The 21,541-nt window shown below is 72.3% G+C and carries 20 protein-coding genes; 8 read left to right on the top strand and 12 right to left on the bottom strand.

The features are described from left to right. Positions 1–150 precede the first annotated feature (150 nt). From ACFQ8C_RS13635 to ACFQ8C_RS13605, 7 genes are all read right to left on the bottom strand, one after another. Complete coding sequence (locus tag ACFQ8C_RS13635) at positions 151–1,539, bottom strand: 8-oxoguanine deaminase (RefSeq protein ID WP_383456024.1); 1,389 nt, start codon at positions 1,537–1,539, stop codon at positions 151–153. A gap of 48 nt (positions 1,540–1,587) precedes the next feature. Continuing rightward, positions 1,588–3,006, bottom strand: a complete 1,419-nt coding sequence (locus ACFQ8C_RS13630; protein WP_383456021.1) for a nucleobase:cation symporter-2 family protein — start codon at positions 3,004–3,006, stop codon at positions 1,588–1,590. A gap of 92 nt (positions 3,007–3,098) precedes the next feature. Beyond that, positions 3,099–4,022, bottom strand: coding sequence for a factor-independent urate hydroxylase (pucL, locus tag ACFQ8C_RS13625; protein ID WP_383456018.1), 924 nt, complete (start codon positions 4,020–4,022; stop codon positions 3,099–3,101). A gap of 5 nt (positions 4,023–4,027) precedes the next feature. Beyond that, a complete protein-coding gene (uraH, locus tag ACFQ8C_RS13620) occupies positions 4,028–4,435 on the bottom strand; it encodes a hydroxyisourate hydrolase (protein WP_383456016.1) in 408 nt (135 codons plus the stop codon). Then, complete coding sequence (gene uraD / locus ACFQ8C_RS13615) at positions 4,432–4,947, bottom strand: 2-oxo-4-hydroxy-4-carboxy-5-ureidoimidazoline decarboxylase (protein ID WP_383456013.1); 516 nt, start codon at positions 4,945–4,947, stop codon at positions 4,432–4,434. The genes uraH and uraD overlap by 4 nt, the downstream gene beginning before the upstream one ends. A 155-nt stretch (positions 4,948–5,102) precedes the next feature. Then, complete coding sequence (locus ACFQ8C_RS13610) at positions 5,103–5,423, bottom strand: helix-turn-helix domain-containing protein (protein ID WP_383456037.1); 321 nt, start codon at positions 5,421–5,423, stop codon at positions 5,103–5,105. Between the two features lie 44 nt (positions 5,424–5,467). Continuing rightward, positions 5,468–5,728 carry a hypothetical protein gene (locus ACFQ8C_RS13605; protein WP_037881565.1) on the bottom strand — a complete coding sequence of 87 codons (261 nt, stop codon included), beginning with the start codon at positions 5,726–5,728 and terminating at the stop codon, positions 5,468–5,470. A 140-nt stretch (positions 5,729–5,868) separates the two neighbouring features. Here ACFQ8C_RS13605 and ACFQ8C_RS13600 point away from each other — a divergent pair, with 140 nt between their 5' ends. From ACFQ8C_RS13600 to ACFQ8C_RS13585, 4 genes are all read left to right on the top strand, one after another. After that, positions 5,869–6,702, top strand: a complete 834-nt coding sequence (locus ACFQ8C_RS13600) for a TIM barrel protein (protein WP_383456011.1) — start codon at positions 5,869–5,871, stop codon at positions 6,700–6,702. A 44-nt stretch (positions 6,703–6,746) separates the two neighbouring features. Next, on the top strand, positions 6,747–7,640 hold the full coding sequence (locus tag ACFQ8C_RS13595) for a 2-hydroxy-3-oxopropionate reductase (protein WP_383456008.1): 894 nt from the start codon (positions 6,747–6,749) through the stop codon (positions 7,638–7,640). Between the two features lie 189 nt (positions 7,641–7,829). After that, positions 7,830–9,287 (top strand): catalase, encoded by a 1,458-nt coding sequence (locus tag ACFQ8C_RS13590; protein ID WP_383456006.1) that lies wholly within the window; start codon positions 7,830–7,832, stop codon positions 9,285–9,287. Positions 9,288–9,783: 496 nt separating this feature from the next. Then, a complete protein-coding gene (locus tag ACFQ8C_RS13585; protein WP_383456004.1) occupies positions 9,784–10,449 on the top strand; it encodes an HNH endonuclease in 666 nt (221 codons plus the stop codon). Here ACFQ8C_RS13585 and ACFQ8C_RS13580 read toward each other — a convergent pair. Further along, a complete protein-coding gene (locus ACFQ8C_RS13580; protein ID WP_383456000.1) occupies positions 10,385–11,623 on the bottom strand; it encodes an MFS transporter in 1,239 nt (412 codons plus the stop codon). The genes ACFQ8C_RS13585 and ACFQ8C_RS13580 overlap by 65 nt on opposite strands. Before the next feature lie 175 nt (positions 11,624–11,798). On the opposite strand from ACFQ8C_RS13580, the gene ACFQ8C_RS13575 reads away from it, so the two are divergent. After that, positions 11,799–12,794 carry a helix-turn-helix domain-containing protein gene (locus ACFQ8C_RS13575; RefSeq protein WP_383455997.1) on the top strand — a complete coding sequence of 332 codons (996 nt, stop codon included), beginning with the start codon at positions 11,799–11,801 and terminating at the stop codon, positions 12,792–12,794. A gap of 75 nt (positions 12,795–12,869) precedes the next feature. Here the strand turns inward: ACFQ8C_RS13575 and ACFQ8C_RS13570 are convergent, their stop codons facing one another. Then, the gene (locus ACFQ8C_RS13570; RefSeq protein WP_383455995.1) at positions 12,870–13,277 is read right to left on the bottom strand and encodes a hypothetical protein; all 408 of its coding nucleotides are present in this window, start codon (positions 13,275–13,277) and stop codon (positions 12,870–12,872) included. A gap of 110 nt (positions 13,278–13,387) precedes the next feature. Then, positions 13,388–15,166 carry a glyoxylate carboligase gene (gcl, locus tag ACFQ8C_RS13565; RefSeq protein ID WP_383456033.1) on the bottom strand — a complete coding sequence of 593 codons (1,779 nt, stop codon included), beginning with the start codon at positions 15,164–15,166 and terminating at the stop codon, positions 13,388–13,390. A gap of 343 nt (positions 15,167–15,509) precedes the next feature. On the opposite strand from gcl, the gene ACFQ8C_RS13560 reads away from it, so the two are divergent. The 3 genes from ACFQ8C_RS13560 to ACFQ8C_RS13550 all read left to right on the top strand — a co-directional run bounded on the left by ACFQ8C_RS13560 (position 15,510) and on the right by ACFQ8C_RS13550 (position 17,913). Further along, entirely contained in the window at positions 15,510–16,508 is a 999-nt protein-coding gene (locus tag ACFQ8C_RS13560; RefSeq protein ID WP_383455992.1) for a hypothetical protein, read from the top strand. 90 nt (positions 16,509–16,598) lie between these two features. Beyond that, the gene (locus ACFQ8C_RS13555) at positions 16,599–17,366 is read left to right on the top strand and encodes a TIGR04222 domain-containing membrane protein (RefSeq protein ID WP_383455989.1); all 768 of its coding nucleotides are present in this window, start codon (positions 16,599–16,601) and stop codon (positions 17,364–17,366) included. A 19-nt stretch (positions 17,367–17,385) separates the two neighbouring features. Then, positions 17,386–17,913 (top strand): GNAT family N-acetyltransferase, encoded by a 528-nt coding sequence (locus ACFQ8C_RS13550; protein WP_383455986.1) that lies wholly within the window; start codon positions 17,386–17,388, stop codon positions 17,911–17,913. Positions 17,914–18,070: 157 nt separating this feature from the next. On the opposite strand, the gene ACFQ8C_RS13545 is transcribed toward ACFQ8C_RS13550, so the two are convergent. Both ACFQ8C_RS13545 and ACFQ8C_RS13540 read right to left on the bottom strand, forming a co-directional pair. Beyond that, positions 18,071–19,666, bottom strand: coding sequence for an AMP-binding protein (locus tag ACFQ8C_RS13545; protein WP_383455984.1), 1,596 nt, complete (start codon positions 19,664–19,666; stop codon positions 18,071–18,073). 103 nt (positions 19,667–19,769) lie between these two features. Then, a complete protein-coding gene (locus ACFQ8C_RS13540; RefSeq protein ID WP_383456030.1) occupies positions 19,770–21,350 on the bottom strand; it encodes an AMP-binding protein in 1,581 nt (526 codons plus the stop codon). Between the last annotated feature and the right edge of the window lie 191 nt (positions 21,351–21,541).

Here is a 21,541-nt window from a genome sequence, read left to right as displayed (position 1 = left end):
CCGGGGGGGGGTCCGGGCCGGGTCCACCGCCCGGGGGGCGCCGTCCGCCTGGGGCGTCCGGCGCCGCCCGGTCGGGCGGCCCCGGCCCCTTGTCGGGTCCGCGGCGACCGGTCGAGGGCCGTCCCCCCCGACCGGACTCCGGGGGGAGGGTCAGCCCTGGGCCGCGATGCGGGCCAGGCGCTGGGCCTCCGTGCGCGCGTCACGCGCGATGGTGTCCTCGTCGACGGTGAGCAGTCGGTTGTTCTCGACGATCTGCTTGCCGTTGACGAAGGAGGCCGTGACCGGGGCCGCCGCGCCGAAGACGATGGCGGTGACCGGGTCGGCGATCGAGGAGTGGCCGAGGCCGTCGATCTTCCAGAGGACGAAGTCGGCGAGCTTGCCCGCCTCCAGGGAGCCGATGTTGTCGGCGCGGCCGAGGACCTGCGCACCGCCGTAGGTGCCGAGGCGCAGGGCCTGGCGGGCGTTGAGCGCGGACTCGCGGTGGGCGCCGAGGCGGTTGATGAGCAGGGCGTTGCGCAGCTCGGTGTGGAGCTCGCCGGACTCGTTGGAGGCGGTGCCGTCGACGCCGAGGCCGACGGGGACGCCCGCCTTCAGCATGTCGGGGACGCGGGCGATGCCGGCGGCGAGGCGCGCGTTGGACGACGGGCAGTGGGCCACACCGGTCTTGGTGCGGGCGAAGGCGGCGATGTCGGAGTCGTTCATGTGGACGCAGTGCGCCATCCACACGTCCTCGCCGAGGAAGCCGGTCGACTCGAAGTAGTCGGTCGGGCCCATGCCGAAGAGCTCGTGGCAGAACTTCTCCTCCTCCACGGTCTCCGAGCCGTGGGTGTGCATGCGCACGCCGAGGCGGCGGCCGAGGGCGGCGCCCTCGCGGAGCAGCTCGGTGGAGATCGAGAAGGGGGAACAGGGGGCGACGGCGACCTGGGTCATCGAGTCGAAGGAGGCGTCGTGGAACTTCTTCACCGTCTCCTCGGTCGCGGCGAGCGCGCCCTCGGTGGTCTCGACGGCGAAGTCCGGCGGCAGGCCGCCGTCCTTCTCGCTGCGGTCCATGGAGCCGCGGGCCAGGGTGAAGCGGACGCCCATCTCGGAGGCGGCGCCGATGATGGCGCCGGAGAGGTCGCCGGAGCCCTGCGGGAAGACGTAGTGGTGGTCCATGGCGGTGGTGACGCCGCCGCGGGCCATCATGGCCAGCGAACCCTGGGCGGCGACGCGCACCATCTGCTCGTCGATGCGGGCCCAGGTCGGGTAGAGCGCCACCAGCCAGTTGAAGAGGTTGTGGTCGGTGGCGAGGCCCCGGGTGATCCACTGGTAGAAGTGGTGGTGGGTGTTGACCAGGCCCGGGGTGATCAGGTGGCCGGTGGCGTCGATCCGCCGGACCACGTTCTCCAGGTTCTCGGGGGCCTTGCCGGCACCGAGGGACTCGATCCTGTTGTCGGCGACGACGAGGTAGCCGGAGGCGTACTCGGTGTCGTTCGCGTCGACGGTGGCGATCGCCGCGTTCTCGATGACGATGCGCTGGGTTGCCGAAGGTGCTGCCATGGCGGTGCTTCCTTCATTCCTCTTGGGTGGGGTGGGCACGGCAGGACCCTAGGAGGATTTGAGTGCCGGGGCCGTGTGACGGCTCCGGGTGCCGAGATGGTGGAAGAACAGGTTCAGCAGGACGGCGACGAGCGCGCCCGCGCTGATGCCGGAGCCGAGCACGGTCTGCGCCCAGGCGGGGAACCCGGCGTAGAAGGTGGGCGCGGCGAGCGGGATGATGCCCGCGCCGAGCGCGACGGCCACCAGGATGATGTTGGAGCTGTCGTCGAGTCCGGCCTCGGAGAGGGTCCGGATGCCGCTGACCGCGATGGAACCGAAGAGCACGATGCCGGCGCCGCCGAGGACGGGCATCGGGACCATGGAGACGACGGCGCCGAGGACCGGGAAGGCGCCGAGCACCAGCAGGGCTCCGCCGGCGACGGCGACCACGTAGCGGGAGCGGACCCGGGTGAGCGAGACGACGCCGACGTTCTGCGCGAAGGCGGAGGTCGGGAAGCCGCCGAAGACCGGGCCGAGCAGGGTGGCGACGCCGTCGGTGCGCAGCCCCCGGGTGATGGTCTTCCCGTCGCTGGGGCGCTCGCAGATCTCGCCGAGGGCGAGCATGCCGGCGCTGGACTCGGTCATGAGGACCAGCATCACGATGCACAGGGAGAGGATCGCGGCGGGCTGGAACTCGGGGGCGCCGAAGGCGAAGGGGGCGGGCAGCGCCGCGACGGGCGCCTCGCGCAGGGCGGTGAAGTCGGCCATCCCGAAGGGAATCGCGGCGAGGGTGCCGACGAACAGGCCGAGCAGCAGGGCGATCTGCTTGACGAAGCCGCGGCCGAAGCGCTGGAAGAGCAGGACGACGACCAGGGTGAAGCCGGCCAGGGCGAGGTACTTCATGGCACCGAAGTCGGCGGCGGTCTTGTCGCCGCCCTGGGCCCAGCTGACGGGCACGGGCATCAGGGTGACGCCGATCAGGGTGATGACGACGCCGGTGACGAGCGGCGGGAAGAAGCGCAGGAGCCGGCCGAAGAAGGGGCCGACGGCGAGGCAGAACACACCGGCGACCATGACCGCGCCGTAGATGGCGGGGAGCTGGTGCCCGGGGGCGCTCGTCTCGGCGATGGCCAGCATGGGGGCGATGCCCGCGGAGGAGGCGGCGTTCACGAACGGCAGCCGGTTGCCGGCGAGGTTCCGGACGCCGAGGGTCTGCAGGATGGTGGCGAGACCGGCGATCAGGAGGCTGGCGGCGATGAGCCGGGTCATCCCGGCCGCGTCCAGGCCGACGGCCTGGCCGATGATGAGCGGAGGGGTGACGACGCCGGCGTACATGGCGGCGATGTGCTGGAGTGCCGCGGGGACGAGCCGCGACGCGGGGAGTTTCTCGTCGACCGGATGGCAGGCGGCCTGGGGCGGGGCCTCGGTGGACGACGGGGTGGAACACGGGCCTTCGGCGGATGCCGGCCCCTTTGCGGGCAGTGCCATGCTGGGTTCCCTCCGGTCTGGTGCCGGTCCCCGCCCGACTGCGGGCGGGCGGGGACCGGGTCACTCAGTGCCGCTCAGAGATGTGGTGCCACTCAGAGATTGGTCATGTCGACCGGGATCAGCGCCTCGGCGCCGTCACGCAGGACCGTGGCCTCGATGAGGCCGTACATGCGGTCCGCGGCGTAGTAGACCTCGTTGTCGTTCTTCAGCCCGAAGGGCTCGAGGTCGACCAGGAAGTGGTGCTTGTTGGGGAGCGAGAAGCGCACCTCGTCGATCTCCGCGCGGTGGTTGATGATCCGCGTGGCCATCTGGTACAGCGTCTGCTGGAGGGAGTACGAGTAGGTCTCCGCGAAGGCCTCGAGCATGTGGCGCTTGGTCTGCTCGTAGGACCGCTCCCAGTTGGGCATGCGCTGGTCGTCGTCGGTCCAGTTGAACCGCCAGCGGCCGGAGACCTGGGTGGCCAGGATGCGGTCGTACGCCTCCTGGAGGGTGGTGTACTGGTCCTTGATGTAGCCCCAGAACTCCGAGTTGGTGGAGTTCATGACGACGAGGTCCTTGAGGCCGGAGATGACCTCCCACTTCTCGCCGTCGTAGGTGATCTGGGTGACGCGGGTCTCCTGGCCCTTGCGGGCGAAGGAGTGGTTGACCTCGTCGGAGCCGATGAACTTGGAGTTGGCGTCCGAGGAGGCGATGCGCTCCCAGGAGTACTCCTCGATCCGGATCCGGGCCTGCTTGATCGGCTCCTGGCTGGTCACGAAGTGACGGGCCAGGTGGATGCCGAACTGCTCGGCGGACTCGATGCCGTACTCCTTGGCGAACGCGAAGACGGTGTTCTTCGTCGTGTCGGTGGGGAGGCAGTGGGCGTTGGAGCCGGTGAGGTGGACGTCGCTGAGGTCGCCGGAGAGGGCGACCGAGACGTTCAGGTCCTTGATGTGGTGGGTGGCGCCGTCCCGCGTGATCTTGACGACGCGGTTCTCTGCTTTGCCGTACTGGTTCTGGCCGAGAATCGTGGGCATGTCTGCTAGCTCCCTCGGTAAACGGAGTAGCCGAACGGGTTGAGCAGCAGCGGTACGTGGTAGTGCTCGCCCGGCTTGACGGCGAACGTGATCGCCACCTCCGGGAAGAAAGCACCGTCCGGACCGCTGTCCCGATTCGCGGGGGCGTCCTGCTGCGCCTCGGCTTGCTGGTTCTGCTTGCTCAGGAAGTACGTCTCGGTCTCGAAGTCGAGGCGTACGTGGGTGGTGCCGACCGGCAGGGCCGGAAGGTCCTTGCACCGTCCGTCGGCGTCGGTGGCCGAGCCGCCGAGCGCGACCCAGGCGGCGTCGGAGCCGGCGCGGGCGGCGAGGGTGATCGCCACGCCCTCCGCGGGGCGTCCGATGCTGGTGTCCAGGATGTGGGTGGACACCGAGGCCGTGGTGTCGGTGCTCATGCGGCGCTCTCTTCCTCTACGAGACGGGTGAGCCGGATGCGGTTGATCTTGCCCAGTTCGGCGCGGACGATCTCGCGCTCCCGCTCGGGCGAGTTGCCGATCCGGTCCCGGACCGCGTCGCGCATCTGCTCGCCGGTCCTGCCGGTGGCGCAGATGAGGAAGACGTGGCCGAAACGGTCCTGGTAGGCCAGGTTCAGTTCGAGCATCTCGGCCTTGAGCTCGGCGGAGGAGCCGGCCATCCCGCTCTGCTCGCGGGTGGAGGTGGCATCCCCTTCCTTCGGACGACCGATCGGCGGGTGGCCCGCCATCGCCTCGGCCAGGTCCTCGGCGGTCAGCTCGGCCATGGCGGCGTCGCTCGCGAGGAAGAGGGCTTCGGCGGTGGTGTACGGGCGCTGGGCGAGGAGCTTGCTCCCCCACGCCGAGCTGGAGCACACCTCGTGGAGCGCGGCGAGAGCCTCGCTGTCCGCCGAGGTGTTGAACCGGGTGAGGCCCGGTGTCGTACCTGAAGTCACGGGAAGCCTCCGTGGCTGTTTTTCGCTGTGCGTCGGACGGGCTGCGGATAGCTAACGCCCTCGGCAACACCACGTCAACACTTTGTTGAAAACTCGGTGACACGGAAGCCGTCGTCCCGACATGCGGACGACGGCTTGTGGCCACTCTTGATCAACTAGGCGTTCTTGGAGGCGTTTTCCCTGTTCAGGTAGTTGTAGACGGTGAAGCGGCTGACCCCGAGGGCGCCGGCGACCGTCTCCACGCCGTGGCGCACCGAGAAGGCGCCGCGGGCCTCCAGGAGCCGTACGACCTCCTGCTTGGCCTTGCGGTCCAGTTCGGCCAGCGGCATCCCGTGCCGGCGCTCCATCGCCGCGAGGATGTGGTCCAGGGAGTCCGACAGCTGCGGCAGCCGTACGGCGAGGACGTCCTCGCCCTCCCAGGACAGCACGACGTCGTCGCCCGCGGCCTGGGCCGGTTCCAGCACTTCCGCGCCCATCGCGTCGACCAGCGGCTTCACCGCCGCCGCCAAGGGATGCTCGGTCACTTCGCGTCCTCCCCGCCCTCACCGATCACGTTGACCTGGAGCGAGACCCGGGTGGCACCGGCACCGAGCGCCTTGCGCAGCAGCTCGTCGACGGCGGTGAGGACGGCGTCGGCGCCGCCTTCCGCGGTGTTGCCGAAGGGGCCGACATCGACGGCGTCCAGTTCGGCCGACTGGATGACCTCACGGGCCACGACCGCGTGGGCCGGCGCCTCGTCGAGGTCGAACGGCTCGGTCGTGAACTCCACTCTCAAACGCACCATGCCCCCACGCTACGGGCCGTTCGGGCGGCTGGGGAGCCCGGGAGTCGACGAGGGCCCTTGACAAGCACCGCCACGGACTTGCAACATTCCGTCAGACAGAAAACGACTTCCGCAATACGGAAGGAGCGCCGCCCCTCATGGGATACACGGACCAGCGCTTCGATGTGAACCTGTCGATCCTCTTCACGGAACTCCCGCTCCTGGAGCGCCCCGCGGCCGCCGCCGCGGCCGGCTTCACCGCGGTCGAGCTGTGGTGGCCCTGGATCGACACCGCCACCCCCGAGCAGAGCGAGCTCGACGCCCTCAAGAAGGCCCTTGAGGACGCCGGCACCCAGCTGGTGGGTCTGAACTTCTACGCCGGACAGCTCCCCGGCCCGGACCGCGGCGCGGTCTCGGTCCCGGGCGAGGAGTCCGACCGCTTCCGGGCCAACATCGACATCGCCGCGGACTTCGCCGCCTCGGTCGGCTGCAAGGCGCTCAACGCGCTCTACGGCAACCGCGTCGAGGGCGTCGACCCGGAGGTCCAGGACGCCCTCGCCCTGGAGAACCTGGTCCTGGCGGCCCGCGCCGCCGACCGCGTCGGCGCGATCCTGCTGATCGAGACCCTGAACAAGCCGGAGTCGCCGCTCTACCCGCTGGTGAGCGCCCCCTCCGCGATCGAGGTCGTCGACAAGGTGAACGAGGCCACCGGGCTCGGCAACGCCAAGTTCCTCCTCGACATCTACCACCTGGCCATGAACGGCGAGGACGTCAGCGCCGTCATCGCGCGGTACGCGGACAAGACCGGCCACGTCCAGATCGCGGACAAGCCGGGCCGCGGCGCCCCGGGCACCGGCGAACTGCCGCTGGAGCAGCTGCTCGACGAGCTGAGGAAGGCCGGTTACGACGGCTGGGTCGGTCTGGAGTACAAGGCCGCCGACGCCGCCGCGTCCTTCGAATGGCTCGCCGCAGAGGCCCGCCCGGCCCGCTGACGCAGGCCCCCTCCCCGTACGACCTTGTTTTGAGAGGCACCCTCATGAGCAGCAACCTTCCCAAGATCGCGTGGATCGGCCTCGGCATCATGGGCTCCCCCATGTCCGAGAACCTGATCAAGGCCGGCTACTCCGTCACCGGCTTCACCCTGGAGCAGGACAAGCTGGAGCGCCTGGCGGCCGCCGGCGGCACCGTGGCCGGCTCGATCGCCGAGGCCGTCAAGGACGCCGACGTGATCATCACGATGGTGCCCGCCTCCCCGCAGGTCGAGGCGATCTCCTACGGCCCCGAGGGCATCCTGGAGAACGCCCGGCAGGGCGCGCTGATCATCGACATGTCGTCGATCACCCCGCAGACCTCCGTCGACCTGGCCAAGAACGCCAAGGAGAAGGGCATCCGCGTCATCGACGCGCCCGTCTCCGGCGGCGAGGCCGGCGCCATCGAGGCCGTGCTCTCCATCATGGTCGGCGGCGAGCAGGCCGACTTCGACGAGGCCCTCCCGATCCTGGAGGCGCTCGGCAAGGTCATCGTGCTCTGCGGCCCGCACGGCTCCGGCCAGACGGTCAAGGCGGCCAACCAGCTCATCGTCGCCGTGAACATCCAGGCGTGCGCCGAGGCCGTGGTCTTCCTGGAGAAGTCCGGCGTGAACCTCCAGGCCGCCCTCGACGTCCTCAACGGCGGTCTGGCCGGCTCGACCGTGCTGACCCGCAAGAAGGACAACTTCCTGAACCGGGACTTCAAGCCCGGCTTCCGGATCGACCTGCACCACAAGGACATGGGCATCGTGACCGACGCCGCCCGCAACGTCGGCGCGGCCCTCCCGGTCGGCGCCGTGGTCGCCCAGCTCGTCGCCTCGCTGCGCGCGCAGGGTGACGGCGGCCTGGACCACTCGGCCCTGCTCCGCGCCGTCGAGCGTCTCTCCGGCGCGCAGGTCTGACCTGCCGCCCCGCCTCGGCGGGGCCCCAGATTTCCGGTCGGCGGCGGTGCTGACACCTGTCCTGTCGCGCCCAGGCGCCGCCGCCGACCGGAACACCACACCTCAATTTCAACAAACTGTTGACGCCGCGTTCTGAGCGAACCTACGCTCCACGGCATCGTCAGCAGCATCTTGTAGGGAAAGGCCACCATGTCGAAGCGCGTGCTTACGACCGAGTCCGGCGCCCCCGTCGCCGACAACCAGAACTCCGCCACCGCCGGCGTCGGTGGCCCCCTCCTCCTCCAGGACCAGCACCTGCTGGAGAAGCTCGCGCGCTTCAACCGTGAGCGGATCCCGGAGCGCGTGGTGCACGCCCGCGGCTCCGGCGCGTACGGCTACTTCGAGGTGACCGACGACGTCACCGGCTTCACGAAGGCCGACTTCCTCTCCGAGGTGGGCAGGAAGACGGAGCTCTTCATCCGCTTCTCCACCGTGGCCGACTCGCTCGGCGGCGCGGACGCGGTCCGCGACCCGCGCGGCTTCGCGGTGAAGTTCTACACCGAAGAGGGCAACTACGACCTCGTCGGCAACAACACCCCGGTGTTCTTCATCAAGGACCCGATCAAGTTCCCCGACTTCATCCACTCCCAGAAGCGCGACCCCTTCACGGGCAAGCAGGAGGCGGACAACGTCTGGGACTTCTGGGCCCACGCCCCCGAGGCCACCCACCAGATCACCTGGCTCATGGGCGACCGCGGCATCCCGGCCTCGTACCGTCACATGAACGGCTACGGCTCGCACACCTACCAGTGGACCAACGAGGCGGGCGAGGCCTTCTTCGTCAAGTACCACTTCAAGACGAACCAGGGCATCCGCTCCCTCGCCGCCGACCAGGCCGCCGAGCTCGTCGGCAAGGACGCCAACTCGCACCAGACGGACCTGCTCCAGGCCATCGAGCGCGGCGTGAACCCGTCCTGGACCCTCTACGTGCAGGTCATGCCGGCCGCCGAGGCCGCGGACTACCGCTTCAACCCCTTCGACCTCACCAAGGTGTGGCCGCACAGCGACTACCCGCTCCAGCGCGTGGGCCGCATGGTCCTCGACCGCAACCCGGACAACGTCTTCGCCGAGGTCGAGCAGGCCGCGTTCTCCCCGAACAACTTCGTGCCGGGCATCGGTCCCTCGCCGGACAAGATGCTCCAGGGCCGCCTCTTCGCCTACGCGGACGCCCACCGCTACCGCCTCGGCGTCAACCACACCCAGCTCCCGGTGAACGCCCCCAAGGCGACCGTCGCCGAGAACTACGGCCGTGACGGCGCCATGGCCACCCGCAACGGCTCGCGGTACGACAAGAACTACGAGCCCAACTCCCACCAGGGCCCGGCCCAGACCGACACGCCGCTCTCCGCGCCGCTCGCGATCCACGGCTGGACCGGTACCCACGCCGCCCCGCAGCACACCAAGGACGACGACTTCTTCCAGGCCGGCGAGCTGTACCGCCTGATGTCGGAGGAGGAGAAGAGCCGTCTGATCGCCAACATCGCCGGCGGTCTCTCCCAGGTGTCCCGCGAGGACGTCATCGAGAAGAACCTCGCCCACTTCGCCGCGGCCGACGCCGAGTACGGCAAGCGCGTCGAGGAGGCGGTCCGCGCCCTGCGCGAGGACTGACCCTCCCGGATCCCACACGGATCCCCAGACCGCGTACGACATCTGACGGGAGGTCAATGTCGTACGCCGTCCGGAACACCGGCCCGGATGAGGGGTGGCCGGTGTTCATGGACAGCGTGAGACCGCGGCGGCTGCGAGCCAGTGCGGTGGCCAGGACGCCCGGCCCCCCTTCCAGACCTGAAGGAAGGGACCGGCCGAAGCGTCCGTCGCAGCCGCCGCGGTCCCCACGCCCTCTCCCCCGAGGGATCCCCCGGACGAAGGGGGACACAGACTCCGCCCGGCGCCGCGAACGTCCTGTCGCGCCAGCCTCGTGTCGCCGGGCGGTCACCAGACGAGAGCGCGGAACCAGGTTTACGGTCCCTGGTTCCGCGCTCTTCCCTGTCCCGGCACTCCCCCGGCACCGCATCGTTTCTGCGGTGAAGATCCGCACCCGCTCGGCGGAGCGCACCGCGATTCGCCTCCCGTGCGCCCCTGCCGCGGCGCTATCCAGCCGTACGTGATCAAGAACCTGATGCGCGGGCTCGTCCCGCTCGCCCTCGTCCTGTCCCCGCTCGCCGCCCCCGTCCCGGCCGCCTCCGCCGGCGTCCAGCTCTTCCCCGACGCGCTCGCCGAACTCACCGAGGCCGCCGAGGACCCGGCGGGATACGAGGAGGCGGCCTTCCCGCACTGGGACGAGGGCCTCGACGCGGCCGACGGCTGCGACACCCGCGCCGAGGTGCTCCTCGCGGAGGCCGTCGAGGCGCCCGCGACCGGCACCGGCTGCGCGCTCACGGGCGGCCGGTGGACCTCGTACTACGACGGGCAGACCGTCACCGACCCGGCCCTCCTCCACGTCGACCACCTCGTGCCTCCGGCGGAGGCGTGGGCCTCGGGGGCGTCCGGCTGGACGGCGGCGCGGCGGGCCGCGTACGCGAACGACCAGGGGGCGGCGGCGACGCTGGTCGCCGTGACCGCCCGCAGCCGGGCGGCCAAGGCGGGCCAGGACCCGGCCGGATGGGTGCCGGACGGCAACACCGCCTACTGCCGTTACGTCGGCGAGTGGGTCGGCACCAAGCTGCGCTGGGGGCTGTCCGTCGACAAGGAGGAGATGGAGGCGCTCAAGCTGTTCGCCGACGGGCCGTGCGAGGAGACGGTCGTGCTGCGCTCGACAGCCCCGCGGTGAGCACGGCGGTGACGGCGAGCGAGGCCACCGCGAGGAGGGCCATCGCGGTCGCCGGCGAGGTCAGCTGGGCGAGACCGCCCGCCAGGGCCGCGGCGATGCCCTGGCAGGCGAGCATCCCGGAGCCGTGCAGGCCCAGCGCGTGCCCGCTCGACTCCTCCGGGACGAGCGCGAGCAGCCGCTCCTGGTACAGCAGGCTCGCGCCGTAGCCGACGGCGGAGACCGCGACCGCCGCGCCCGCCACCGCCTGGTGCGGCCCCGTGCCGAACGCGAAGAGCGCGTACGGGGCCGCCAGCAGGAACTGGAGGGGCGCGGCGAGCCGTCCGCGCAGCCGCGCCGGCACGAACCGCCCGACGACCGTGTCCCCGGCGAGCATGCCGACGGCGGCACAGGCGAAGAGCAGGCCGGCGCGGTCGGGGTCGTACGCCACGAAGAGCGCCTCGCAGCCGACGATCAGCCCGTTGGGCACCCAGAGCGCGAGGTAGAGCAGCCGGCGATGGCGGTCGGCGAGCAGCAGGCCGTTGGTCCGCCAGGTCTCGGCGGCCGAGGGACGGCCGGTGGCCCGGGGCGGGCGGGCGGTGAGGCCGAAGCGGTAGAGCAGGGCGGCGAGCAGGTAGAGGGCGGCGCCGGCGAGGAGGGTGCCGCGCGGGGAGAGCACGGTGAGCAGCACCCCGCCGGCGGCGAACCCGGCGATCTGCCAGACGCCGACGGCCATGTTCATCACCGCCCGCCCGATCAGGTACCGCTCGCGGGGCAGCACCTCGCCGAGCAGCCCGAGCCGCACGCCCCCGCCGAGCGAGCCGACGACGCCGAGCACGGCGAGCACCCCGAAGGCGGCGCCGAGCGGCAGCCCGGGCACGGCCTGCGCGGCCGTCCCCGCCGCGAAGACGACGGCGACGATGGTGAGCGCGGCACGGGGTGCCAGCCGGTCGGCGGCGGAGAGGAGCGTGGTGGCACCGAGCAGTTGCGCGAGCGAGGGCCCGAACATCGCGAGCGCGCTCAGCAGCGGCGACGCGGTCGCCCGGAACACGAGCGTGGCGATCCCGAGACCGGCGACGGTCTGCCCGGCGACCTGCGCGGAGCCGGCGAGGAAGAGCGGCGTGAACTCGGGGGTGCGGAGGAGGTCGCGGTAGCGGGGTACGGCGGAGGCCCCGTGCAGGGGCGGGGAAAGGGGCATGCCGGGATTCTGGGGAGCCCGGACGGCCGCCGGTATTGTTTCGCGGGTCCGCGAAACCTCCCCGCGGGGTGGGGCGCGCGACGGGGCTGGGCGCGGGACGGGGCGTGCGTGGGACGGGGCGTGCGGTACGGCTGAACGTGCGGTGCGGCGAGTGCGACGGGGAGGCGGGGCGGGGATGGGGTGGTGGCGGATCGGGGCGGACGCGCTCGCGAGCAGCAGGTTCGTGGTGTCGCCGCTGACCGAGTCCGTCGCCGCGCTGAAGGCGCTGCACGCGGGCCGGGCGGGGCATCCGGGCGAGCGGGCGTGGCTGGCGGACCGGCTGCCCGCGTACCGCGCGCGGATCGCGGCCGAGCCGCTGGACGGGCTGCTGGTCCGGGCGGCGATCAGCCCCACCTGGCTGGCGGACTTCCTCACCCCGACCCCGACCGGAGAGGGCGAGCGGCCCTTCGAGGAGGAGGTGGCGGTGGTCCGGGCGACCGGACGGGACACGGCCCTGGCCGACCTCGCGGTGTCGGTCGGCGGGCCCGTCCCGGAGCCGCTCCGCTCCGCGCGGGATCTGCCGGAGCGGCTCGCGGAGCTGCTGACGTGGGTGTGGCGGGAGACGGTGCTGCCCGAGTGGCCGCGTCGGCGGCGGGTGCTGGAGGCCGATGTGACGGCCAGGACCGCGCGCATGGCGCGGGACGGCTGGGGGGCCGCGCTGGACGAGCTGTGCCCGGGGAAGACCCGATGGCTGGGGAACGGCCGGCTCCAGGTCAACGCCCGTGACTATCCTCCGCGTTCGGTAGAGGGCGGCCGGTTGCTCCTCGTGCCGGTGACGCCCGCGACGGGCTGGGTGTCGTGGGACGCGTCCAGGGAGGGGGACGAGCGGTACGCGATCGTCTACCCCTGCGCGGGAGTTCTGGCGGACGGGGCGGGGCCCGCGGTGCCGGAGGCGCTCGGGGCGCTGCTCGGGACGGCCCGGGCGGGGATCCTGCTGCGGCTCGAAAAGCCCCTGTCGACCAGCCAGTTGGTGGCCCTGACGGGGCAGGGCCTCGGTTCGGTGGGACGGCACCTGAAGGTGCTGCGCGACGCCGGTCTCGTGCGGCGCGGGCGGGCCGGCCGGTCGGTGCTGTACGACTGGACGGACGCCGGGGCCGTCCTCGTACGGGCACAGCGGGGGCGCGTGTCCTAGCCGTATTGCCTGTTTCGGATCCTGCCGGGCTCGCGTCGCGAGCCCGGGAGGGGCGGGAGGGGCGGGAGGGGCGGGCTAGAAGCCGGCCCAGGCGCGGAGGTGTTCGCCGAGGACGACGTCGTGCGGGAGGGTCGCGAGGGCGGCTCCGTCGGCGGGGACGCCGTGCCGGGCCAGGCGGGCGGCGAGGGCGGTCCAGTGGGCGGCGGCGGCCTGCTCCCGGGTCTCGTCCCCGAAGGGTTCGTCGGGACCGACGACCGTGCGGGCGTCGTCCTCGACGGACTCCACCGTGAGGTGGTCCCGGATGGAGCCGTCGCCCAGGACGCTCGCGGCCCAGCCCCGGTCGTCGAGGAGGACCAGGGAGCGGCCGTCGGAGAGTTCGGCCTCCAGGCGGGCGGACACCGACATCTGCCGGTCGAAGGTGTGGGCCTCGTCCAGCTCGACGTGGGTGACCAGGCGGGTCACGGCCGGGGGCGTGGTGGTCATGGCGGGGCTCCTCACCCGGGTGGGGACCCAGCCTAACGACGAGCCCGCCCGCCCCGTCACGTGGACGACGGGTGCGGGCGGGTGCGGGTGGGCCCGGACGGGCCCGGCGGTCAGACCGCGAGCGGCTTGATCGCCGTCGGCGCGTGGCCGGGCTCGGTGGCCAGGTCCTCGAACTCGGTGACGTCGCTCATGTCGACGGTCTTGCTCATCGCGATGTTGGTGATGCGCTCCAGGATCGCCTCGACGACGACCGGGACCTGGAACTCGACGGCCAGCTTCTTGGCCTCCTCCAGCGCCTCGCCCAGCTTCTCCGGGTCGGTGACGCGGATCGCCTTGACGCCGAGGCCCTCGGCGACCTTGACGTGGTCGACGCCGTAGACGCCGATCTCGGGGGTGTTGATGTTCTCGAACTCGAGGTTGACCTCGAAGTTGATGCCGAGGCCGCCCTGCGCCTGCCGGATGAGGCCGAGGTAGGCGTTGTTCACGAGGACGTGGACGTAGGGGACCTTGTGCTGGGCGGCGACCGCCAGCTCCTCGATCATGAACTGGAAGTCGTAGTCGCCGGAGAGCGCGACGACCGGGGTCTCCGGGTCGGCGGTGGCGGCGCCGATGGCGGCCGGGATGGTCCAGCCGAGCGGGCCGGCCTGGCCGCAGTTGATCCAGTGGCGCGGCTTGTAGACGTGCAGGAACTGCGCGGCGGCGATCTGGGAGAGGCCGATGGTGGTGACGTACCGGGTCTCCGGGCCGAAGGCCTTGTTCATCTCCTCGTAGACGCGCTGCGGCTTGATCGGCACGTTGTCGAAGTGCGTGCGGCGCTGGAGGGTGGCCTTGCGCTCCTGCGCGGAGGCGGCCCAGGCGGTGAAGTCGGGGAGCTTGCCCTCGGCCTTCCACTCCTTGGCGATGGCGACGAAGAGCTCCAGGGCGGCCTTGGCGTCGGAGGCGACGCCGTAGTCCGGGGCGAAGATCTTGCCGAGCTGGGTGGGCTCGATGTCGACGTGGACGAACTTGCGGCCGGCCGTGTAGGCGTCGAGGTTGTAGCCGGTGTGGCGGTTGGCCCAGCGGTTGCCGATGCCGATGACGACGTCGGACTCCAGGAAGGTCGCGTTGCCGTAGCGGTGCGCGGTCTGGACGCCGACCATGCCGGCGGCGAGCTCGTGGTCGTCCGGGATGGTGCCCCAGCCCATGAGGGTGGAGATGACCGGGATGTTCGTCAGCTCGGCGAACTCGACGAGGAGGTCGGTGGCGTCGGCGTTGATGATGCCGCCGCCGGCGACGATCAGCGGGCGCTCGGCCTCCAGGAGGAAGGAGAGCGCCTTCTCGGCCTGGGCGCGGGTGGCCGCCGGCTTGTAGACCGGCAGCGGCTCGTAGGTCTCGGGGTCGAACTCGATCTCGGTGAGCTGGACGTCGATCGGCAGGTCGATGAGGACCGGGCCGGGACGGCCGGAGCGCATCAGGTGGAAGGCCTGCTGGAAGACGCCGGGGACCTGCGCGGCCTCCAGGACCGTGGTGGCGGCCTTGGTGACGGGCTTGGCGATCGAGGCGATGTCGACGGCCTGGAAGTCCTCCTTGTGGAGCTTCGAGACCGGGGCCTGGCCGGTGATGCACAGGATCGGGATCGAGTCGGCGATCGCCGAGTACAGGCCGGTGATCATGTCGGTGCCGGCGGGGCCGGAGGTGCCGATGCAGACACCGATGTTGCCGGCCTTGGCGCGGGTGTAGCCCTCCGCCATGTGGGAGGCGCCCTCGACGTGGCGGGCCAGCGTGTGGCCGATGCCGCCGACGTTCTTGAGCTCGCGGTAGAAGGGGTTGATCGCCGCGCCGGGCACGCCGAACGCGTTGGTGACGCCTTCGCGCTTGAGGATCTCAACGGCCGCTGCGGCGGCGGTCATACGAGGCATGGGAGTGCTCCTGCTCGGCCGGTCGGTCGCAGGTTCCGGGCGGGCCGCCCGTTCCTGTTTCCGTAATGCGGAAGAACTGTTCTGCTATACGGAAGCAATGTAGGTGGGGGTCGGGGAGCCGTCAAGGGAGCGCCCATCAGACGGGCACCGCCAGGACACCGCCGAGGCCCCCTCCGGGCACCGGACGGGCGTCGGCCGGGGCACCGGACGGGCGTAGGACAGGCGTCGGCCCAGGCACCGGACGGGTACCGAAAGGCCTCCCGCAATGGCCGAAGTCGCACCCCCGCGCGGCCGGATTGGTGGACGATGGACGAACGGGAAGAGGGGGTCGGGTGTGGGTGAGTCGGTATCGGTGCGCTGCCCTGAGTGCCTGCGCAGCCATGCGTACGCGGCACCCGTCTTCCCCTGCGCCTGCGGGACCCCCGTCGCCGCCCCGGTGATCCCGGACGCGACCGCCGAACCCATCCGGCACCGGACCTGGCTGGACGCGTGGGTGACCGTCCGCTGCGGCGCCTGCGGCCGCGAGGGCGAGTGGCCCCACCCGGAGCTGGGCTGCGCCTGCGGGGCGGTGCTGAGGATCCCGGTGGCACCGGTCTCCGACCAGGTCGGGGCGGGGACCGCGGTCCCCGGACCGGAGCGGCCGGACCCCGGGGAGGGGTACGGTTCCGAGGCCCCTGATCCCCTGCCGTACGGGCCGGACGGCTCCGCGGGCCCCGGTCCCCTGCCGTACGGGCCGGACGACTCCGAGGCCCCTGGTCCCCTGCCGTACGCGGGCCCCGGGCCCGCCTCCGAAGGCCCCGACCCGTTCGCCGTCCCGGACGGCGGGGCCCCGGACGCCGCCGGCGCCGCGCCCGCATCGGACTGGTTCGGGGCCCCTCCCCGGTCCTTCGCCGAGCGCTACCCCGCGCACATCCCGCCGCCGCCGACCACGCCGACGCCCTCCCCGGGGCGGGGCGCGTACCGGCCGGTGACGATCAGGACGGCGCGGGACGCGGTCGCCGCGGCGGCGACGTACCTGAACTGGCTCGGCTTCCGGGAGATCGTGCAGCCGGAGGACCGCCACTCCCCCGGCGTGGACCTGCGCGGACCCGGGCTCGTCGCCCAGGTCGACCCCAGCACCCGGCCGGCCGGACTGCGGGCCGTGGAGTGCCTCTGGCTGAACGGCCTCAGCGCCTCCGCCGTGAGCATCTTCTTCTCGCTCGCCGGCTACACCCCCGAGGCCCGGTCCCGCGCCGCCGAGATAGGGCTGCCGCTCTTCGTCCTCGACCTCACCGGCACCCCGCAGCCCGTGAACAACGCGGCCGACGAACTGACGTCCGGCGGCGCCATCTGATCCGCACCGGGCCGATCGGGGATACGGATCCGGCCATCCACGCGTGATGATCACGCTCCTCCGGGCAGAACCATCCTGGGGGTGGACGGCATGGGGACGGGGACGTGGTGGTTCGTGGCGGCGGTCTGCGCCGCCTGGGCCGAGGTGCTGGCCGCGGCGGTACTGCTGCGCGGCAGGGGCGGAAGCGGTGGTCCCGGCGCCACCGGCGCGGTGCCCGGTCCCGAGGCACTGGCGCTGCTGCGCGGCGGGCGACGGGCCGCGGTGACGGTCGCGCTGGTCGCGCTGCACCAGCGCGGGGCGGTCGCGGCGGGACGCAAACACACGGTTCGGGCCAACGGCGGGCCGGGGCGGACCCGGGACCCGGTCCAGCTCGGCGTCCACCGCTCGCTGCGCAACGCCCTCGCCGTGCCCGCGCTCGCCCTGCGCCCCGAGGCGCGCCGGGCGGTGGACGGTCTCCGCGCCGAGCTGGGACGGGCGGGGCTGGTGCGACCGCCGGGACGGCGGCGCGCGGCCCGGCTGCTGCTCGCGGCGGCGCCGGCCACGCTCGCGGCCGGACTGCTCACGGGCGTCGGCGGGCCGGACGGGCCCGGGACCGCCCTCGCGCTCGCCGCCGGGGTGCCGGTCCTCCTCGCCGTGCTCGCGCTGCTGCGGCTGCCGCCGGCCACCCGGGCCGCCCGGCGGCTGCTCGCCGAGCTCCGGGAGCGGCACCCGCTGCCGGAGCACCGGCGGGAGGTGACGGACGGACGGCTGGTCCAGCTGTACGTGGCGCTCTACGGCGACCCGGCGCTCGCCCTGTTCCTGCCGCGCTTCTCCCGGGACGGGGGGCTGCTCGGCCACCGGGCCTCCGACGGGCGGTGAGACCGCGCCATACTGGCGTATGCGTATCCGAGCGGCCCTGCCGGCCGAACTCCCGCTGCTCCGGTCCATCGAGCGCGCGGCGGGCGAACCCTTCCGCGCCCTCGGGATGACGGCCGTCGCCGACGACGAACCCCTGCCACTGGACGTGCTGGAGGGGTACCGCGCGGCGGGCCGGGCCTGGGTGGCGGTCGACGGGGCCGACCGCCCCGTCGCGTACCTGATCGCGGACGCGGTCGACGGCGCCGCCCACATCGAGCAGGTCTCCGTCCACCCGGGGGCGGCCCGCCGGGGCGTGGGCCGGGCGCTGATCGAGCACCTGGCGCGGGCCGCCCGGGAGGAGGGCCTGACGGCCCTCACCCTGACGACCTTCGCCGAGGTGCCCTGGAACGCCCCGTACTACGCCCGCCTCGGATTCCGTCCGCTCGCCGACACCGACCCCGCCCTGACCGAGGGGCTGCGGGCGATCAGCCGTGCCGAGGCCGCCCACGGCCTGACGGCCTGGCCGCGCGTCTGCATGCGCCGTGAGCTGACCGGGGACTCCGTCTAGTGCTGTGACCGCGAAGGTTCACCGGGTCGCGACGCCCGGCACGGCACCTCGCCGCGTTGTCGGACCACGCAGGTACGTCCCGTACGAGTCGTGGCCCTCCGCCTTGCGATGCACCGCACCGGACGCCGCGACCCGGCAAACCTTTGCGGCCACAGCACTAGGAGCCGTACCGCTCCCTCAGCTCCACCTTGCGGACCTTGCCGCTGACCGTCATCGGGAACTCGGCGAGGATCTCGACGCGGCGCGGGACCTTGTAGTGGGCGAGGCGGTCGCGGCAGAAGGCGGCGAGTTCGTCGAGGGTGGGCGGGTCGGCCGGGTCGCGCGGGATCACGCAGGCGAGGATCTCCTCGCCGTACCGCTCGTCGGGGACGCCGACGACCTGCACGTCGGCGATCTTGGGATGGCCATAGAGGAACTCCTCGATCTCGCGCGGGTAGATGTTCTCGCCACCGCGGATGATCATGTCCTTGATGCGGCCGACGATCTGGACGTAGCCGTCCTCGCGCAGCACCGCGAGGTCGCCGGTGTGCATCCAGCGGCCGGCGTCGACGACCTCCGCGGTCTTCGCCGGCTCGTCCCAGTAGCCGAGCATCACGCTGTAGCCGCGGGTGCACAGTTCACCCGCGGTGCCGCGGGGCACCGTGAGGCCGGTGGCCGGGTCGACGACCTTCACCTCGATGTGCGGCAGGGCCCGGCCGACGGTGCCGGTGCGCCGCTCCAGGTCGTCGTCCCGGCGGGTCTGGGTGGAGACCGGCGAGGTCTCCGTCATGCCGTAGCAGATCGACACCTCCGCCATGTTCATCTCGGTGACGACCCGCTTCATCACCTCCACCGGACACGGCGAACCCGCCATGATGCCGGTGCGCAGCGACGAGAGGTCGTACGTGGCGAAGTCGGGGAGGTTCAACTCCGCGATGAACATGGTCGGTACGCCGTACAGGGAGGTACAGCGCTCCTCCTGGACGGCGCGCAGGGTCGCGGCCGGGTCGAAGGACGGGGCCGGGATCACGACGCAGGCGCCGTGCGAGGTGGCGGCCAGATTGCCCATCACCATGCCGAAGCAGTGGTAGAAGGGCACCGGGACGCAGATCCGGTCCTCCTCGGTGTAGGCGATCATCTCCCCCACGAAGTAGCCGTTGTTGAGGATGTTGTGGTGGGAGAGGGTGGCCCCCTTCGGGAAGCCGGTGGTGCCCGAGGTGTACTGGATGTTGACCGGCTCGTCGGCGGAGAGCGGTTCGGGCACGAGGCCGCCGGACGAGCGGGCCGTGAAGGCGTCCCAGCTCGGGTCGCCGAAGTACACCGCCTCCCGCAGCTCCGGGCACCCGCCCCGCACCTCCTCGACCATCGCCCGGTAGTCGCTGGTCTTGTGCGCGAGCGAGGCGAAGAGCAGCGAGATCCCCGACTGGCGCAGCACGAAAGCGAGTTCGTGGGAGCGGTAGGCCGGGTTGATGGTGACCATGACGGCTCCGACGCGGGCGGTGGCGTACTGGACGAGGACCCACTCGGCGCGGTTCACCGCCCAGATCCCGACCCGGTCGCCCTTGCGGACGCCGCTGCCGAGCAGCGCGCCCGCGATCCGGTCGACGTCGGCGCCGAACTCGGCGTAGGTCCAGCGGCGGCCGTCGGCGAGGTCGACCAGGGCCTCGCGGTCGGGCCAGGCGGCGACGGCCCGGTCGAGGTCGGCTCCGATGGTGTCGCCGAGCAGCGGGGTGTCCGCCACCCCGTGCGCGTACGAGAGCTCCGTGGCGGTCATGCCAGGTCCCTTCGGTGGACTCCGGGCCCCCAAAGGGCCCTTCGGCGGTGTGCACCGAGTATCGCCCGGACCGCCGGGAACCGCACCGGTTCCCGGCGGCGGTTCAGGGCGTGGTCAGCAGGCCCGCCAGCGCCTTCCGGTCCGTCTTGCCGTTCGGCGTGACCGGCAGCTCGTCCACCAGCCGGACGGCCTTGGGGATCATGTACGCGGGCAGCGAGTCGCGGCAGAAGGAGCGCAGCGCCCGCTCCTGGACCTCCGCGCCGCGCGCCGCGACCGCGAAGACGCCGAGCGCGTACTCCCCTTCGGCCCCGTCGGGGACGACGACGGCCGCCGCCGCGGCGACGCCGGGGAACTCGAGGATCCTGCGCTCGACCTCGCCGAGCTCCACCCGGTTGCCCCGGATCTGGACCTGGTCGTCGGCCCGGCCGGCGAAGTAGAGGTCGCCCGCCTCGCCCCGGTAGGCGAGGTCGCCGGTGCGGAAGACGATCTGCCCCGAGCGGGGTTCGAGCGGGTCGGCCACGAGGACGGCGGCGGTCGCCACCGGGTCGTCCCAGTAGCCGGTGAAGAGGGCGGGGCTGCGGAGGTAGATCTCGCCGACCTCGCCGGGCCGCTCGACCGGACGGCCCCACGGGTCGACGAGGAGCATCTCGGCGCCGGGGTGGGCGAAGCCGATGGACGGGTTCTCCAGGTCGTCGGGGAGGGGGCGGGGCACGTCGGTGAAGGAGCAGGCCATCGACTCGGTCGCGCCGTAGCAGTTGACGATCCGCAGGCGCGGCAGCAGGCCCTGGAGGGCGCGCAGTTCGGTCAGCGGGAAGGGCTCGCCGCAGTACAGCACGGACGTGAGCCGGTCCAGGCGGGCGAGGGCCTCGGCCTCGTGGCGCAGCGCGGAGCGCCAGATCGAGGGGACGCCGTTGACGTGCGTGACCTCCGCCGCGTCCAGCAGGCCGACGAAGCGCCGGGGGAAGCGGACCACGTCGCGCGGGACGGGCACGACGGCGGCGCCGCTGCCGAGCGCGAGGCCGATGTCGAGGAGCGAGAAGTCGAACTGGAGGGGCGAGGTGCTGGCGACCCGGTCGTCCGGGGTGATCAGGGCGTGGGCGAGCATCCCCCGGTAGAAGGAGGTGACGCCCCGGTGGCTCATCACCACCCCCTTGGGGCGGCCGGTGGTGCCCGAGGTGAAGATCATGTACGCGGTGTCGGTGCCGGTGATCTCGCGCCGCACCCGGGCGCGCGGCGGCACCGGGCGCCCGGGCTCCAGGCCGCCGGCGCCGAAGCGCGCGCTGCCGGTGCCGGGCGGTAGCCACGAGGGGGAGCCGCCGGCCGCGTGGGCGAAGAGCGCGGGCTCGGCCGTCTCCACGATGGTGCGCAGCCGCTGCTCCGGGGCCTCGGGGCTGACCGGGACGAACGGCAGGCCCAGCGACGAGCAGGCCAGGAAGAGGGCGATGGACTCGACGTCGGTGTCGGCGTGGATCAGGACGCGGTCGCCGATGCCGAGGCCGGTGGCGTCCAGGGCGCGGGCGTATTCCCGTACCTTCTGCTCCAGCCGGCGATAGGAATGGACGCGGATTCCGTCGCTTCCCAGGTGTTCGACGACGGCCGGACGTTCCGGAGTGCGTGCCGCGGCGGCCAGCAGGAGTTCGTCCATCCGCTCGACCGGTGCGTTCACCGCGAGTGCCGGCTGCATACCCGTCACGTGCTTCCACTCCCCCGCTTCGGCCGGATTCGGCCTCCAGCATCAAGGGGGCGCCGATCGGGGTCAAGTAAGGCCGGGAGAAAGTGACTCCAGTTCTCGCGGATACCCGCGGGAGCGTGTTAGGGGCTGTTAGGGGTGCGCCGCGCAATTCCCGCCGAATAGGGTCGGCGGACAATTGCCGC

Source organism: Streptomyces sp. NPDC056503, assembly GCF_042794995.1.
In the GTDB taxonomy this organism is placed as follows: domain Bacteria; phylum Actinomycetota; class Actinomycetes; order Streptomycetales; family Streptomycetaceae; genus Streptomyces.
This window is presented reverse-complemented; position numbering and strand designations above follow the sequence as displayed.